Source organism: Micromonospora sp. CNZ286 (genome assembly GCF_014207755.1).
This window is the reverse complement of the sequence record NZ_JACHIZ010000001.1, coordinates 6,398,122-6,413,038: the sequence shown is the minus strand read 5'-3', so window position 1 is coordinate 6,413,038 and position 14,917 is coordinate 6,398,122. Positions and strand designations below refer to the sequence as shown.

Below are 14,917 nucleotides of genomic sequence, written 5' to 3'. Positions count from 1 at the left end.
CGGCTGCCCTCGGGCACCTTCCTCATTCACCGCCTACCATTATCGTTCTCGATAGTGATAACGTCTGCGGCGTGACGATGTCGATGGAGCGGTGGGCGGAGATCGCGCTGCACCCGGTGCGGATCCGCATCCTGCGCGCGGTCGCCGGTGCCCGGGTGACCACGCACGACCTGGTCGAGCTGCTGCCCGACGTCCCGCAGGCCACCCTCTACCGGCACCTGGCGACGCTCGTGAAGACCGGGATGCTCGACGTGGTGCAGGAGCGCAAGGTCCGCGGGGCCGTCGAGCGGGTGTACGCACTGCCCGCGCACGGCGCGGCGCTGGACCCCGCAGCACTGGCGACGGCGACGCCGGAGGACCACGCGCGCTACTTCACCGCGTTCGTGTCGAGTCTGCTGTCGGAGTTCTCCCGCTACCTCGCCCGGGAGTCCGTCGACTTCGTCGCCGACGGCGTCGGATACCAGCAGCTCGTCCTGCACCTGACCGACGCTGAGCTGCACGAGTTCGCGGCCGGGCTCAACGCGCTGGTCGGCCCGTTGCTCGCCAGAGGGCCCGGCGGCGGACGGACCCCCCGGCTGCTGGCGACCGTCCTCATGCCCGCCGACCGCCCGGCGACCCCCGGCGACACGCACACGTCAGCGCACGACTCCGACACGACGAAGGGCGACGACTGATGGCATCGGTAACGCTTGACCGCGACGTGATCGACATCCGGTTCACCGGATGGGAACGAATGTGGGTCGGCCGGGAGCGGTTCACGCTGCGCCTGGCCGCCGTGCGGCACGCCGCCCCGGTGGACGAGCCGATCCGGCTGGCCCGTGGCGCCCGGCGCGGGTACGCGGTGTCCGGCTTCGCCAAGGTCGGCGTCTGGGGCATCTTCGGCGGTCCCCGGCAGCTCGTGGCGGCCCGGCGCGGTAAGCCCGGTCTGCACCTGGTGCTGGACCGCGCGGCGGCCGGCGGGGAGTTCGACGAGGTCGTCGTCTCCGACCCGGCCGCGTCGCGCCTCGCCGAAACGATCGGGCGTGCGACGAGGAGCCGGCCATGACCGGCGACCGGCTGGCGATCGAGGCGTCGGGCCTGACCAAGCGCTACGGCGACGTCACCGCCGTCCGCGACCTGACGTTCACCGTACGACCCGGCGCGGTCACCGGCTTTCTCGGCCCGAACGGCGCCGGCAAGACCACCACGATGCGCATGCTGACCGGACTGGTGACGCCGACCAGCGGCGCCGCCACGATCGGCGGGCAGCCGTACGGCCGGCTGGCCCAGCCGTCGCGGACCGTCGGCGCGGTGTTCGACGGCAACGCGTTCCACCCCGGCCACACCGCCCGTGACCACCTGGGCGTCTACGCCGCGATGGCCGGCTGCCCGGACAGTCGCGTCGCGGAACTGCTGGATCTGCTGGGCCTCGCGCAGGCCGCCGACCGTCGTACCCGGGGGTTCTCCACCGGCATGCGGCAGCGGCTCAGCCTCGCCACGGCGCTGCTCGGCGACCCCCGCGTCCTGCTGCTCGACGAACCGTCGAACGGCCTGGACCCGGAAGGCATGTCGTGGCTGCGCGGCCTGCTGCGCCGGCTCGCCGACGAGGGCCGCACCGTGCTCGTCTCCAGCCACGTCCTGCACGAGGTCCAGCAGGTGGTGGACGACGTGGTGGTGATCCGGCGCGGTGAACTCGTCGCCGCCGGGCCGTGGTCCCGGCTCACCGGCCCACCCACGGTGCTCGTCACCTCGCCGGACGCCACCGACCTGGCCGCCGCCCTGACGGCGGACGCCGGGTCCGTCGAACCGGCCGGGCCCGGCCGACTGCGGGTACGCGGACTGGACGCGCCGCGCGTCGCCGACCTGGCCGCGGACCACCGGCTGCGGATCCACGAGCTGGTCACCGAGACCACGAGCCTCGAACAGCTCTTCCTCGACCTGACCACCGACACGGCGGAGGCACGATGAACCTGGTCAGAGCGGAACTACGCCGGGTGCTGGCCACCCGCATGTGTACCGGGCTGCTGCTCGCCGCCCTCGCGCTCGGCGGCGGCCTGGTCGGGCTCATGGCGCTCGTCGGACCGGAGAACTTCGACCCGCCGATGCCCGGCCTGCACACCGAGGAGGGCCTGCGGTCGATCCTCGGCATCCTCGGTTTCACCGCCTTCGTGCCGGCCGCCGCCGGGGCCCTCGCGGCCACGTCCGAGTACCGGCACGGCACCGCCGCCGTCACGTTCATGTTCGCGCCGCGCCGAGGGCGGGTGCTCGCCGCCAAACTCGCCACCCACGCGATCGTCGGCCTCGGCTACGGGATCGCCCTGGCCGGCTCCGCTGCGGCGGCCCTGTTCACAGTCGCCGCCGCGCGTGGCGTGTCGCTGGGCCTGCCCGCTCCCACAGTGCTGGCGCTGCTCGCCCGCATCGGCGTCGCGATGGCGGTGTACCTGCTCGTCGGCACCGGCGTGGGCGCGCTGCTCCGCAACCAGGTCGCGGCCGTGTGCGTCGTGGTCGGCTACCTGTACCTGGCCGAGCCCGTACTGATGATGATCCCCGGCGTCAACGCGCTCTACCCGCTCCTGCCCGGCGGCGCCACCGCCGCACTCACCGACTTCACGTACGTCGCCGACGCGATGTCCGCGCAGCTCGGCAGCGACGCCGTCGCACTCCTGCCACCGGCGGCCGGCGCGCTGCTGCTGACCGGGTACGCGATCGCCGCCGCCGCGATCGCCGTTGTCGTCCCGATGCGCCGCGACATCACCTGAGCGTCGCCGATTCGTCGCCGTCCGGCGTATCAGGGCTGGCGCCGGCCGAAGACGATTCGTACTCTGGTCATCCGACGTCCGGGGTCGACGGTGGGGGAGGGTCGACGCTGCATGGACCCGGTCCTCGCCGGTCTGCCTACCGACCGCGTCGTCGCTCTGCTAGGCGCGGACGCCGACGCGGTCGCCATGATGATCGCCCGCGACCACGCGGAGCTGGCCGCCGTCGTGCACCGCCCGGTCTCGGCGTGCACCATGCCCGTGGACTTCGTGCACGCCGTGCTGGACCGGCTCGAACGGGTCGCCGTCGAGCTGCTGCCGGCCTGGCTGCCCGAGGCCGCGCACGATGTCCGCCCGGACACCTCCGGACTCGCCGCCGTGCGAGCCGCGGCCGCCGCACGCTCGCGCCGTGACCGCTACCCCGGTTCGTTCCTGTCCGACCTGGCCGTCTTCGCGGTGACCGGGCGACGGTCCGGCGCCACGAGGCTCCCGCTGCGCGCCCAGGCCGCCGCGTTGGCGCGTCTCGTCGCCGGCGCATTCGGCAGACGGAAAGTGGTGCTGCTCGCCGAGCCGGCCCACGGTGACGGCACGGTGATGGCGGCCGGGGCCGCGTGGCTCGTGCAGCACGGTGGCCCGGCGGTCTGGCTGGCCGGAGCCGGTGCGGTCGGGCTGGACGGACTTCCGGCTTTCCGCGTCGCACCGCCGGCAGCGCCCGTCGGCCAGGCGCCGGTGGCGGGCCGGCCGCACCCGGGCAGCGACGCCGAGAAGAGGCTGGAGGCGGCGCTCGCGGCCCAGAGTTGGGCGGCCGGACGGAGATGGAACCAGAGCTACCAGTCGCACCGCCTGGCCGCGCCGGTGCGGCTGGATCTACTGTGGCCGGACGAGCGGTGCGTGGTGGAGATCGACGGTCCGGAGCACTGCCGCCCGGTTCGCTTCGAGGCCGACCGGCAACGCGACGTCCAACTGCAACTGGACGGCTACGCCGTCCTGCGCTTCACGAACGCCCGAGTAATCCACGACGTCGGCACCGTGGTCCAGCAGATCGGCACTTATCTGCGGGCACGTCGCCGAGACCTGGCGGAAGGACGGCATCATGGCCGGCGATGACCTGACCGCATCCGAGAGCGCGATCCTCGTCGTGCTCATGGCCGAGGCGCGGGAGGTGCTGAACACCGAACTCCGCGACCGTTACGGGCTGGACGTACGCAAGCCGCAGCGCGACAAGCTCACCCGCCTGCATTACGTCGCCAGCCGCAAGAGCGGCTCGACGTACGCCCTGCAACTGGACGACAAGGGCTGGGTACGGATGCAGAGCGACCTCGACTTCACGCTGCGGGGAGCGAGCGCGCTCGGCGCCGCGCTCACCGCGATGCAGGCGCACCTGCGCGATCGTGTCCTGGCCCGCAGCGGCTGTGCGACGCTCGCCGAACTCTTCGCGCTCACCGACGTGCGCGGCCCGGCCCCGGCACCGGCTCCCGAAGCGTCCGGGGCGCTGGAGGCACGTGTCGTCGCCGCGTACCGGGCGCTCGCCGACGAGCCCGGCGCCTGGGTGAGCCTGCGGCGCCTGCGACCGTTCTTCGCCGATCTGCCCCGCGACGACCTGGACGCGGCGCTGCGGCAGCTCAGCCGGTCCGAGGGCGTCACTATCGCGCCGGAGTCGAACCAGAAGACGCTCACCGAGGCGGACACCGCTGCCGCGCTCCGCCTCGGCGGGCAGGAGAACCATCTGCTGGCGATCGGCGTGTGATGAACGAGGCGGAACGGAACGCGTTGGCCGCCCTGCGGTTCGACTGGGCGCCGGTGCCCGACGACGTGTGGCGGCCGTTGCCCTTCCACGTCGAGGGACTGCACGTCCCGGTCCTCCGGGACGTGCTCGCCGGGGTGGACGAGGCCGCGTCGAACCCGCACGGCAGCCCGCTCGGCCTGGTCGTCCAGGGCCAGCGCGGCTCCGGCAAGACCCACCTGCTGGGTGTGATCCGCCAGCAGGTGCAGGAGCGTGACGGCTACTTCTTCCTGGTCGGTCTGCTCGACGCCGGTAGCTTCTGGGACGGCGTGCTCGCCGCGATGCTCGACGGCTTGTCCCGGCCGGTGCCCGGCAGGCGCGAGACGCAGCTCAAACTGCTGCTGCGGCGCCTGTCCGCCCTGGTCGGGGCACCCCGGACGGCGCGCCGGGCCGTCATGGGCGACACCGAGCTGACCCGAGCGGCGCTCGATGCATTCCTGGAAGGGCTGGGCGCCTTCGACAGGCATGCCGCCCGCACCTGCCAGGAGACGGCACGCGCGCTAGCGCTCAGCGCCTCCGAGGACATCTCCCACCGCGACATCGCGGAGAACTACTTCCTCTCAGGCGAGGAGGTGGCCGCCGGGGAACGCGCGGCCTGGGGCATGCGCCGCGTTCCGCGCCCTGCCCAGCAGATCGTGCAGGACCTGTCCTGGCTTCTCGCCCTCACCGGCCCGTCGGTGGTGGCGATCGACCAGATCGACACGCTCATCGCCCAGTTGGCGATCCAGAGTGATCCCGCCCTGGCCGGTGCCGCTGCGATGAGCCCGGAGCAGGCGCTGATGCTGGCCCGGATGGCGGACGGCCTGATGGCGTTACGGCAGACGACTCGGCGCACGCTCACCGTCCTGGCCTGCATTCCGAACTCGTGGACCATCATCAAGTCCACCGCCGCCGACACCGTCGCAGACCGGTTCCGGGAGACGCCGCCGCTGCGCCGCATCGACGACGCCGACGTGGCCCGGGCGATCATCGAGAAGCGGTTCACCCTCCGCTACCAGGAGGCGGGGTTCGTCCCGCCGTACCCGTCGTGGCCGGTATCACCGCGCGCCTTCGCCGGGGCCGGTGCGTTCACCCCGCGTCAGCTGCTCATCGAGATCGACAAGCACATCCGCGAATGCCTCGCCGACGACGAGGTCCGGGAGATGACGAGCCTCGGCGAGCCGCCCATCGCGGAACCCCGGGCTCCCCGGCCCGCCCCGATGACCGCCACCGGCGAGGAGATGGACCGCTACGACGCCCGGTTCGCCGAGCTGCGGGAGGCCGCCGACGTCACCGGCCCGCTGCGCCGCACATCCGAGGACGCGGCGATGCCGCCGCTGCTCGCCGCCGGGCTCACCGCCTGGATCCTGGAGCGGGGCGACGCGGGCGAGGCGTTCAGCGTCGACCCGCCCCCGAGCACCGACCCGCCGCTGCACGCCCGGCTGCGGCTCACGCTCGACGAGCGCACCGAGGACCAGGTGCACTGGTGTTTCCGGGCGATCGGCGACGACCACCACGGCAACGCCGCGCTGGCCCGGCTCCGCAAGGCGTCAGTGGCCGCCGCCCTCGACACAGGCTCCGGCAGGCGCAAGCTGTTCCTGCTGCGCAACCGCGCCTGGTCGACCAGCGCGGCCACCAGCAAGGCGGTGGGGGCGTTCACCGCGGCGGGCGGCCAGACGCTCGGCGTCGACGAGGAGGACCTGCGAGTCCTCTCCGCGCTGCGGGTCATGCTCGCCGAGGCCACCATGGACCTGCAGGGCTGGCTGGCCGAGCGCCGGCCGACCCGGGAGCTGAAGTTCCTCCAGCATGCCCTGGCCGACGTGGACCGGTGGGGCCCCGACGCCGGGCCGTTGCCGGAACCCGCCGAGCCGCCGCCAGCCGCTGCCGTCACCGGCCCGGCCGATCCCTCCTTCGTCGTCGGGCACGGGTACGACGACGGGACGCCCGTGCCGCTGGCGTTGGAGGCGTTGCGCAAGCACACCACGATCTTCGCCGGGTCCGGCTCCGGTAAGACCGTCCTCATCCGCCGCATCGTCGAGGAGTGCGCGCTGGCGGGCATCTCCGCCATCGTGCTCGACCCGAACAACGACCTCGCACGGCTCGGCGAGGGATGGCCCGAGCCGCCCGCACAGTGGCGCCCCGGCGACGCGGACCGGGCCCGCGACTACCTCACCCACACCGACGTCGTCGTCTGGACGCCCCGCCGCAACTCGGGTCGCCCGCTGAGCTTCCAGCCGCTGCCCGACTTCACCGGCGTACGCGACGACCCGGACGAGTTCGGCGAGGCCGTCGAGGCCGCCGTCGCGTCCCTCGCGCCACGCGCCATGCTCACCGGCCGGGCCACCCGGGCTCATCTGGGGCTGGCCGTGCTGCGCAAGGCGGTCGAGCACTACGGACGGCGCGGCGGCTCCCGCCTGCAGGGCCTCATCGACACGCTCGCCGACCTGCCGGACGGAATCATCGACCTGGACGACGCCGACAAGATCGGCCTCAGCCTGGCGCAGACCCTGACCGCAGCCATGGTGAACGACCCGCTGTTCGGCGGCGAGGGCACACCGATGGACCCCGGCGTGCTCCTCACCCCCGCCCCCGGCAAACGGGCCCGCGTCTCGGTGGTCAGCCTGGTGGGTCTGCCGTCCGACGACGTACGGCAGAGTTTCGTCAACCAGCTCCAGATGGCCCTGTTCGCCTGGATCAAGAAGAACCCGGCCGGAGACCGGCCGCTGCTCGGGCTGCTCATCATGGACGAGGCGCAGACGTTCGCCCCGTCCGGCGCGATGACCGCGTGTACCCAGAGCACACTGGCGCTGGCCGCTCAGGCCCGCAAGTACGGCCTGGGTCTGATCTTCGCCACCCAGGCGCCGAAGGGCCTGCACAACCGCATCCCGGGCAATGCGGCGACCCAGCTCTACGGCCTGATGAACAGCCCGATCCAGATCGAGGCGGCCCGGGAGATGGCCCGGGCCAAGGGCGGCGACGTGCCGGACATCTCCCGCCTCACCGTGGGCGAGTTCTACCTCGCCGCCGAGGGCGCCGCACCCCGCAAGATCCGCACCCCGCTGTCGCTCACCCACCATCCGCGCAGCCCGCTCACCGTCGAGGAGGTGCTGGACCGGGCGCGCGGCGGTCAGGGACGCAGCACGTAGCGTCCGCGTACCCCGCCCTCGGCCACCGCCCGGTGCGCGTCCGCCACCCGGTCCAGCGGCAGGACCGCGTGCACCCGGGCCGGCAGCTCACCGGCTGCGGTGCGGGCGAGCAGGTCGGCGAGGCGTACCCCGTCGGGGCGCACGTCGACCGCGCGCACCGTGACACCGCGTTCGGCGGCCGGGTGGGCGTTCGGCCGTACGCCGACGAACACGCCGCCGTCGCCTACCAGCGCGAGCCCCTGGTCCTGCCATCCGGCGGCGTCGGCGACCGCGTCCCAGCCCGGCTCGGCCGCCGTGATGAAGTCGGCCCCGAGTCCGCGGACGAACTTCTCGTCCCCGGCCCGCGCCAGGCCGGTCACCCGCCATCCCCGGTCCCGGGCGAGCGGCACGACGTAGCCGCCCACCGCGCCGGCCGCGCCGGTGACGAGCAGCCGACCGTCGGCGGGAGGGTCGCCGAGCAGGTCGACGATCTGCGCCCCGGTCTGGCCGTTGAGCGGCACCGTCGCCGCCGCCACCAAATCCAGATCATCGGGTACGACGGCGACGTCGGCCGCGGCTACGACGAGCTGCTCGGCGTACGTGCCGAAGTCGCGGTCGAACCCGCCGACCAGCCCGGCGACCCGGGTGCCCACGGCGAGGTCGACGCCCGGCCCGGCCGCGGCGACGACACCGGCGAAGTCCCAGCCCAGGCCGGTGTGGTGCGGCTGGTGGATGAGCCCCAGCGAGTGGAAGAAGCCGCCGACGACCCCGAGGTCGGCCGGGTTGACCGGTGCCGCCGCGACGTCCACCCGGACCTCGCCGGGCCCCGGCTCGCGCTCCGGAACGTCGATGATCTCGATCGTGTCCGGTCCGCCCGGAGTGCGGACGACGGCGGCGCGGAAGGTACGCGTACCCATGATGGTGTCTCCTTGTTCTTGAGGAATGCCCTGCTCCACGATGGAGGGGTAACTTTCTTTCGGGAAGTACGCACTTCGGAGTGCGTTGGGTACCCCCGGGTAGGAGGAGGTGCGGACGATGCCGACGCAGACGGCGGCGGAGAAGCGGGCGCAGGCGCGTGAGGAGTACGACGCGTTCCTCGCCGGCTGCCCGAGCCGGCAACTCCTGGACCGGATCTCCGACAAGTGGGTGGCGCTGATCCTGGCCGCGCTCGGCCGCGACGGCCCGGACCGCAACGCGGAGCCGCAGGTCATGCGCTACTCCGAGCTGTCCCGTCGGCTGGCCGGGGTCAGCCAGAAGATGCTCACCCAGACGTTGCGGTCCCTGGAACGCGACGGCCTGGTCACCCGCACCGTGACGCCGAGCGTGCCGGTCACAGTCACCTACGAGCTGACCGACCTCGGTCAGTCGCTGCACCGGCTGATGTACGGCATGAAGCTGTGGGCCGAGGCGCACATGGACGAGGTGCACGCCAACCGCGAGCGGTACGACGCCGCCGATCGCTGAGCGGCCGGGCCGGGATTCTCCGAAACTTTCGGTTCTCGTTGCGCTTCGCTCTCATAGCCATGCATGGACTCCCGCGCTGATCAGCCGGTTGAGTCCATGTTCGCGTTGACATCGACATTGACCGATCGTGCCGTCGCGGATATCTTCCCAGGGAAGTTACCGGTACATCTTCGAAAAGTTTCAGGGCAGTGACGCGGGGAGTGAGCGCACCGCCGGCTCTCATCCGCGTCCAGCCGGGCATCGCCTGCGCATCATCGTCCGATATGCAGAGGAGTGTCATGAAACATCTACCGAGGCGCAGTCACCGGGTGGTGCTGGCCGCCGTCACCAGCGCGGTGGCACTGGCCGGTGCCGCGCTCGTGGTGCCCAGCCTGGCCCAGGCGGCGGCGAGCACGCTCGGCGCCGCCGCGGCACAGTCGGGCCGGTACTTCGGCACCGCCATCGCGGCGAGCCGGCTCGGCGACTCCACCTACAGCACCATCGCGGCCCGTGAGTTCAACATGATCACGGCCGAGAACGAGATGAAGCCGGACGCGACCCAGCCCAACCAGGGCCAGTTCAACTTCTCCTCCGGCGACCAGATCTACAACTGGGCGACTCAGCGTGGCCTCCAGGTCCGCGGCCACACGCTGGCGTGGCACGCCCAGCAGCCGGCCTGGATGCAGCGCCTGAGCGGCAGCTCGCTGCGCACCGCCATGATCAACCACATCAACGGCGTGATGGCCCACTACCGGGGCAAGCTCGCCGCGTGGGACGTGGTGAACGAGGCGTTCAACGAGGACGGCAGCCGCCGCCAGAGCAACCTGCAGGGCACCGGCAACGACTGGATCGAGGTGGCGTTCCGTACCGCTCGGGCGGCGGATCCGTCGGTGAAGCTCTGCTACAACGACTACAACATCGAGAACTGGTCGTACGGCAAGACGCAGGGCGTCTACAACATGATCCGGGACTTCAAGTCCCGCGGTGTGCCGATCGACTGCGTCGGGTTGCAGACGCACTTCACCGGCGGCAGCTCGCTGCCGGGCAACTTCCAGACCACGCTGTCGAGCTTCGCCGCGCTCGGTGTCGACGTGGCGCTGACCGAGGTCGACGTCACCAACTCGTCGACCAGCCAGTACGCGGGTCTGACGCAGGCGTGTCTGAACGTGCCGCGCTGCATCGGCATCACGGTGTGGGGCGTGCGCGACAGCGACTCGTGGCGCTCAGGCGAGAACCCGCTGCTGTTCGACGGCGGAGGCAACAAGAAGGCCGCGTACACCTCGGTCCTCAACGCCCTCAACGCCGCGACGCCCAACCCCACGCCGACCGGGACCGCGTCGCCGACCGCCGGACCGACCCCGACCGCCGGGCCGACCACGCCGCCGCCGACCAACGGCGCGAGCCGGATCGTCGGCAACCAGTCCGGCCGGTGCATCGACGTACCCAACTCCTCGCAGAGCAACGGCACTCGGGTGCAGCTCTACGACTGCCACGGCCTGACCAACCAGCGGTGGACGTACACCTCCAGCCGGCAGCTGACCGTGTACGGCTCGATGTGCCTGGACGCCGCCGGTTCCGGCAACGGCTCCGCCGTCCAGATCTACAGCTGCAACGGGCAGACGAACCAGCAGTGGAACGTCAACTCCAACGGCACCATCACCGGAGTCCAGTCCGGCCGCTGCCTCGACGTGTGGGGCACCGGCAACGGCCAGCAGGTGCAGATCTACGACTGCAACGGCCAGGCCAACCAGCGGTTCCAGCTCGTCGCGACGAGCTGACCTCCTCGTACGGAAGGCGCGCGACGGGCGGGCCCGGTGTGGACGCGAACACCGGGCCCGTCCGTCGCGTCTCTGCGATCGCGACCCGAGTCCACGCAGGATGAGAACTAGGCTGGATCGAATTGTGTGGGACAGCCGGCGCGCGGGGGGAGCGGAGACGGCAATGATGATCGTGATCTTCGACGCCGACCGGGAGTGGTACATCCAGGGCCGCGTCTACGCGGACATCGTCAGGGCGGTGCCCGCCGGGATGCTTCAGGACGACGACCTGGACATGTATCTGTGGCCCGCCCGGTCGATGAGCCTGCTGAGGCTGCCGCGCCTGGAACCGGACCGAGCCGAGCGAATTGCCGCCGCGCTCACCGAGGGTGTGGCTCGCTGCCTACGGACGATCGACCCGAGCGACACCGAGCTCGTCGAGTTCTACGAAGGTCTGCTGGATGTCGCCGCTCGGCACGGCTGATCCGTACCTGTCAGGGGACGAGCAACTCGGTGCGGTACTCGGCCGCCAGCGCGCGCGAGGCCCTTCGTCACGGATGGGGCAGGTGCGCGGCGTCCGGCCGTACCCCTGGGGTTTCGGTGGGACCGTCATGCCGGTCGGCGGGCGACCACCGCCAGGGCCATGCCGAAGAACCTCAACGGCGATCGCTCGACCGCGTCGGTCACCGGCCGGATACGACGCCCGAAGTGGGACCGGTCGAACGGCGGCATGATGTAGTCCACCGCTACCCGCTCCAGCCCGGCCCGCCGGAGCTGCGCGGACAAGCCACGGGCGGTGAAGCAACGGGCATCGGCCAGCCGCCGGTGCAGCGGCACGATCCACGGCAGGAACGGACCCCGCGCTGGCCGGTAACGCTTACCGCGGATCAGGAACCCGTGCGTCTCGAACGGAAACCACCGGTTGGGCGTCGTCAGCGCGAAGCAGCCGCCGGGCACGAGCACGCGACGGACCTGCCGCAGGGCGGCATCGAGGTCGTCGATGTGCTCCACCACCTCGATGGCGGTGACCAGGTCGAAGCTCTCGTCCGGGTAGTCCAGCTCGGTAGCCGACAACTCCCGCACGTTGATCTTCTGGGCCGCCGCCGGATCGCCGGCCAGCCGCTCCCGGAACAGCTCCAGCCGATCCTGCTGGATGTCCACGGCCTCGATCTGCTCGAACGCGCCGACCAGCCGCATCGTGTACGTGCCGTCCCCGCAGCCGATCTCCAGTAATCGCCGGCCGGTCAGCGATGTGTGCCGGCTCAATGTGCCCAGCCTCTTCGCCACCCCACGCTCGCCGAACGCGCTGCCGTGCCCCAGTCCCAGGTTGCGACTCGTATTCGCCATAGCCGCTGACCTTAGGCCTAACGAGCGTTTATGTGGGGGCACCGTTTTCGATGCGACGACCGCTGAGGGCGGTCGATGGTCGACCGGGTGACGAAGCTCGGCCGGCTTCCGGCGTGGCCTCGCGGAGACAGGCGCTCATCCGGGCTGCCGGCGTTCGTCTCGGTCGGGTAGTCCATCTTCGTCGCGCGAGTCTGCGCCGGGGCCGGGTAGTAGGTCGATGTCCGTGGCGTGCATGGGTTGTCCGCACGCCGAGCACCGCAGTTCCACCTGGCTGGTCCGGCCGCAGGCGTGGTGGCGGTAGAGCACCGGCGGGCCGGCTTCGCCCGCCGTCCACCGGTCGCCCCACCGCACCATGACCAGGAGCAGATCGCACAGTTCCATGCCCTTGTCGGTGAGCAGGTATTCGTGGCGGACCGGCCGGGTGGAGTACTCACGCCGGGTCAGCACGCCCTGGGTGACCAGCCAGTTCAGGCGCTCGGCGAGCACCTTGCGGGACACGCCGAGGCCCTGCTGGAGTTGCTCGAAGCGGTGTGTGCCGGCGTAGACGTCGCGCAGGATCAGCGGCGACCACGGTTCACCGATGACGTCGAGGGTGCGGGCGATCGAGCACGCCATCGCGCCGAACTGCGTTCGCTGCATGGCCCCACGATACTCATGATGGTTCCTTCAGGGAACGGACTCTGTTAACGTCACATTGGCACCGTTCCTTAAGGGAACGGTCTGACCTGATGCCGCTGACGAGACGGGGAAGAGGCCGCATGAACCATCCACCGATCGTGCCGACCGAGGACTGGCAGACCGCGCTGGACACCCTGCGCAGCCGCGAGAAGATGCTCACCCGCCAGCTCGACGCGCTTGCCGCGGCGCGTCGCCGGCTGCCGATGACGCTGGTCGAGCAGGAGTACGTGTTCGAGGGCCCGGACGGGCCGGTCGGTCTGGCCGACCTGTTCCAGGGCCGCCGCCAGCTCATCGTGTACACCTTCATGTGGCACGGGGCCGATGACATCTGCTCGGGCTGCTCGATGTTCACCGACAACGTCGGCCACCCGGCCCACCTCAACGCCCGCGACGTCACCCTCGCGCTGATCTCCGGTGGCCCACTTGCCGACCTCATGGCGCTACGGCACCGGATGGGCTGGACCCTGCCCTGGTACTCGTCGCTGCACAACAGCTTCAACGCCGACATGGGAGCCGGCGACGGGTTCGCGCTGAACGTCTTCCTCCGCGCCGACGACCGGATCTTTCGTACCTACTCCACCACCGCCCGCGGCGTGGAACGGCTCGGCAGCAACTGGACCTTCCTCGACCTGACGCCGTACGGCCGGCAGGAGACCTGGGAAGACTCACCCGAGGGCTGGCCGCAGACCCAGCCCTACCAGTGGTGGCGGCTGCACGACGAGTACGACGACTCCACGGATCCGTCATGACCGTCAGTACGCCGATCGCCGAGCTGCTCTTCCAGCCGAAGGACGCGACACCGTTCGACACCGACGTGGCAACCATCAAGCCCTGGAGCCAGGCGTTGTCATGCCTCCGATCGGCGCACCGGGGCTGGCTGTCGACGGTGCGGCCGGACGGTCGCCCGCATGCCGCCCCGGTGATGCTGGTACTGGTGGACGGCGCGCCGTGCGTCGCGAGCCGCCCGGCCTCCCGCAAGGGCCGGAACCTGGCCCGCAACCCGCACACCGTCCTCACCGTCGGCGGCGAAGACCTCGACCTGGTGGTGGAGGGCAAGGCCCACCAGGTCGCAGGCGATGCCGCGCTGCGCGGGGTGGCCGCCGCCTTCGCCACGAAGTACGGCTGGGCATTCGACATCCGCGACGGTCGAGCCCACGACGAGAGTCTGCCCGGATCACCCCGGTACGCCTTCTACGAGATCTCTCTGGTCCGGGCCTTCGGCTACGGCTCGGACGGACTGACCGCGACCCGCTGGCGGTTCCACCACTGACGGGCCAACCCGCGACCGGTCACTTGGCGTTGACGCTCTCAAGCGGCTCGGCAACGCGCTCGACCGATGACACCCCCTGTGTCAACCTCAGGCAGCGAGCAAATCGTTTTGTCCGGGTTGATTGAGACGTACTGCGTTGCCGTGCCGGGCCGGGTCGTAGGCGACACGGTCTTGCCAGCAGCGCCAGATCACGCGGATCCACGCTCGGGCGAGGACGCCCGAGTTCATCCGCTACCGCACGAGCCTCGTCGAGCACGACGCCATGGGGTTGGAACACCGCGTCGATGTCCCGAGTCGCGCGTCGTAGGCCAGAGCCATGGCCGCCCCGCCGAAGATGTAGAGGTCCGCGACCACACCTCGCCTCGCCAGCCGGTCCCCGAGCCGGCGGAAGGCGTCTTCGATCGCGGGGCGGTCCAACAGTGGATCATCGAGGCTCACGCGACGTTCAACTCCTGCGCCGACACGTACACGCCCCGACGACGGAATGCTGCTGGCGCGTGTACCACCGCGTCGACCCGGGCGGCACGGGTGTTGAAGGGAAACCAGAACCGCCGGAGCGACCGCGTCTCGACCCACGGCGGCGCACCACGCCCGTCCTTGGCGGCCAGGTGCTCCGTCAATGCCGCGAGGAACACATCCCAGCGCTCGTCACCGGTAGAAGCTGGTTCCTGGTCCAACAGACCGGCGCGCACCTCGGCCGGTTCCCAGCGGTGCTCCTCAAGGAACTCCGCCACCAGCCGCCACCGTCGCGTTTCGTCGGATCCAACGAGCAGAGCACCCAGGCGCGCCACCGTCAGTGG

16 protein-coding genes are annotated in these 14,917 nt (G+C 71.3%); 12 read left to right on the top strand and 4 right to left on the bottom strand.

All coding sequences use genetic code 11. The features are described from left to right. Positions 1-77: 77 nt before the first annotated feature. The 7 genes from FHX31_RS28730 (at position 78) to FHX31_RS28700 (ending at position 7,643) form a co-directional block, all read left to right on the top strand. Positions 78-674: a helix-turn-helix domain-containing protein gene (locus FHX31_RS28730; RefSeq protein WP_047892886.1), complete on the top strand. Its 597-nt coding sequence runs from the start codon at positions 78-80 to the stop codon at positions 672-674. After that, positions 674-1,045 carry a hypothetical protein gene (locus FHX31_RS28725; protein ID WP_013473476.1) on the top strand — a complete coding sequence of 124 codons (372 nt, stop codon included), beginning with the start codon at positions 674-676 and terminating at the stop codon, positions 1,043-1,045. The genes FHX31_RS28730 and FHX31_RS28725 overlap by 1 nt, the downstream gene beginning before the upstream one ends. Next, positions 1,042-1,947, top strand: coding sequence for an ABC transporter ATP-binding protein (locus FHX31_RS28720; protein ID WP_184977495.1), 906 nt, complete (start codon positions 1,042-1,044; stop codon positions 1,945-1,947). The genes FHX31_RS28725 and FHX31_RS28720 overlap by 4 nt, the downstream gene beginning before the upstream one ends. Beyond that, positions 1,944-2,738, top strand: a complete 795-nt coding sequence (locus tag FHX31_RS28715) for an ABC transporter permease (RefSeq protein ID WP_047892880.1) — start codon at positions 1,944-1,946, stop codon at positions 2,736-2,738. The genes FHX31_RS28720 and FHX31_RS28715 overlap by 4 nt, the downstream gene beginning before the upstream one ends. 111 nt (positions 2,739-2,849) lie before the next feature. Next, a complete protein-coding gene (locus FHX31_RS28710; protein ID WP_091330433.1) occupies positions 2,850-3,842 on the top strand; it encodes an endonuclease domain-containing protein in 993 nt (330 codons plus the stop codon). Further along, positions 3,829-4,482 (top strand): hypothetical protein, encoded by a 654-nt coding sequence (locus tag FHX31_RS28705; RefSeq protein WP_013473480.1) that lies wholly within the window; start codon positions 3,829-3,831, stop codon positions 4,480-4,482. The genes FHX31_RS28710 and FHX31_RS28705 overlap by 14 nt, the downstream gene beginning before the upstream one ends. Continuing rightward, positions 4,482-7,643: a helicase HerA domain-containing protein gene (locus FHX31_RS28700; RefSeq protein ID WP_091330432.1), complete on the top strand. Its 3,162-nt coding sequence runs from the start codon at positions 4,482-4,484 to the stop codon at positions 7,641-7,643. Before FHX31_RS28705 ends, FHX31_RS28700 begins: the two co-directional genes overlap by 1 nt. Here FHX31_RS28700 and FHX31_RS28695 read toward each other — a convergent pair. Next, positions 7,625-8,539 (bottom strand): NADP-dependent oxidoreductase, encoded by a 915-nt coding sequence (locus FHX31_RS28695; protein WP_091330431.1) that lies wholly within the window; start codon positions 8,537-8,539, stop codon positions 7,625-7,627. The two genes, FHX31_RS28700 and FHX31_RS28695, sit on opposite strands and share 19 nt — an antisense overlap. Positions 8,540-8,657: 118 nt before the next feature. Between FHX31_RS28695 and FHX31_RS28690 the strand changes: the two genes are divergently transcribed. From FHX31_RS28690 to FHX31_RS28680, 3 genes are all read left to right on the top strand, one after another. Beyond that, positions 8,658-9,086, top strand: coding sequence for a winged helix-turn-helix transcriptional regulator (locus FHX31_RS28690; protein WP_013283488.1), 429 nt, complete (start codon positions 8,658-8,660; stop codon positions 9,084-9,086). Positions 9,087-9,364: 278 nt separating this feature from the next. Beyond that, on the top strand, positions 9,365-10,843 hold the full coding sequence (locus tag FHX31_RS28685) for an endo-1,4-beta-xylanase (protein ID WP_091330429.1): 1,479 nt from the start codon (positions 9,365-9,367) through the stop codon (positions 10,841-10,843). A gap of 163 nt (positions 10,844-11,006) precedes the next feature. Next, positions 11,007-11,306, top strand: a complete 300-nt coding sequence (locus tag FHX31_RS28680; RefSeq protein ID WP_013473484.1) for a hypothetical protein — start codon at positions 11,007-11,009, stop codon at positions 11,304-11,306. 125 nt (positions 11,307-11,431) lie between these two features. Here the strand turns inward: FHX31_RS28680 and FHX31_RS28675 are convergent, their stop codons facing one another. After that, positions 11,432-12,169, bottom strand: a complete 738-nt coding sequence (locus tag FHX31_RS28675; RefSeq protein ID WP_030273478.1) for a class I SAM-dependent methyltransferase — start codon at positions 12,167-12,169, stop codon at positions 11,432-11,434. Positions 12,170-12,304: 135 nt separating this feature from the next. After that, positions 12,305-12,808: a winged helix-turn-helix transcriptional regulator gene (locus tag FHX31_RS28670; RefSeq protein WP_184977494.1), complete on the bottom strand. Its 504-nt coding sequence runs from the start codon at positions 12,806-12,808 to the stop codon at positions 12,305-12,307. Positions 12,809-12,927: 119 nt separating this feature from the next. Here FHX31_RS28670 and FHX31_RS28665 point away from each other — a divergent pair, with 119 nt between their 5' ends. Then, the gene (locus FHX31_RS28665) at positions 12,928-13,596 is read left to right on the top strand and encodes a DUF899 domain-containing protein (protein ID WP_013473487.1); all 669 of its coding nucleotides are present in this window, start codon (positions 12,928-12,930) and stop codon (positions 13,594-13,596) included. Continuing rightward, positions 13,593-14,117, top strand: coding sequence for a pyridoxamine 5'-phosphate oxidase family protein (locus FHX31_RS28660; protein WP_030273482.1), 525 nt, complete (start codon positions 13,593-13,595; stop codon positions 14,115-14,117). Before FHX31_RS28665 ends, FHX31_RS28660 begins: the two co-directional genes overlap by 4 nt. A gap of 434 nt (positions 14,118-14,551) precedes the next feature. Here the strand turns inward: FHX31_RS28660 and FHX31_RS28655 are convergent, their stop codons facing one another. Then, on the bottom strand, positions 14,552-14,851 hold the full coding sequence (locus FHX31_RS28655) for a hypothetical protein (RefSeq protein WP_170215176.1): 300 nt from the start codon (positions 14,849-14,851) through the stop codon (positions 14,552-14,554). Between the last annotated feature and the right edge of the window lie 66 nt (positions 14,852-14,917).

Coding starts and splice junctions, on each gene's coding strand:
- FHX31_RS28725 (WP_013473476.1), top strand. CDS start 674: ATGGCATCGGTAACGCTTGACCGCGACGTGATCGACATCCGGTTCACC.
- FHX31_RS28665 (WP_013473487.1), top strand. CDS start 12,928: ATGAACCATCCACCGATCGTGCCGACCGAGGACTGGCAGACCGCGCTG.
- FHX31_RS28700 (WP_091330432.1), top strand. CDS start 4,482: ATGAACGAGGCGGAACGGAACGCGTTGGCCGCCCTGCGGTTCGACTGG.
- FHX31_RS28695 (WP_091330431.1), bottom strand. CDS start 8,539: ATGGGTACGCGTACCTTCCGCGCCGCCGTCGTCCGCACTCCGGGCGGA.
- FHX31_RS28685 (WP_091330429.1), top strand. CDS start 9,365: ATGAAACATCTACCGAGGCGCAGTCACCGGGTGGTGCTGGCCGCCGTC.
- FHX31_RS28675 (WP_030273478.1), bottom strand. CDS start 12,169: ATGGCGAATACGAGTCGCAACCTGGGACTGGGGCACGGCAGCGCGTTC.
- FHX31_RS28720 (WP_184977495.1), top strand. CDS start 1,042: ATGACCGGCGACCGGCTGGCGATCGAGGCGTCGGGCCTGACCAAGCGC.
- FHX31_RS28715 (WP_047892880.1), top strand. CDS start 1,944: ATGAACCTGGTCAGAGCGGAACTACGCCGGGTGCTGGCCACCCGCATG.
- FHX31_RS28660 (WP_030273482.1), top strand. CDS start 13,593: ATGACCGTCAGTACGCCGATCGCCGAGCTGCTCTTCCAGCCGAAGGAC.
- FHX31_RS28680 (WP_013473484.1), top strand. CDS start 11,007: ATGATGATCGTGATCTTCGACGCCGACCGGGAGTGGTACATCCAGGGC.
- FHX31_RS28690 (WP_013283488.1), top strand. CDS start 8,658: ATGCCGACGCAGACGGCGGCGGAGAAGCGGGCGCAGGCGCGTGAGGAG.
- FHX31_RS28710 (WP_091330433.1), top strand. CDS start 2,850: ATGGACCCGGTCCTCGCCGGTCTGCCTACCGACCGCGTCGTCGCTCTG.
- FHX31_RS28670 (WP_184977494.1), bottom strand. CDS start 12,808: ATGCAGCGAACGCAGTTCGGCGCGATGGCGTGCTCGATCGCCCGCACC.
- FHX31_RS28705 (WP_013473480.1), top strand. CDS start 3,829: ATGGCCGGCGATGACCTGACCGCATCCGAGAGCGCGATCCTCGTCGTG.
- FHX31_RS28730 (WP_047892886.1), top strand. CDS start 78: ATGTCGATGGAGCGGTGGGCGGAGATCGCGCTGCACCCGGTGCGGATC.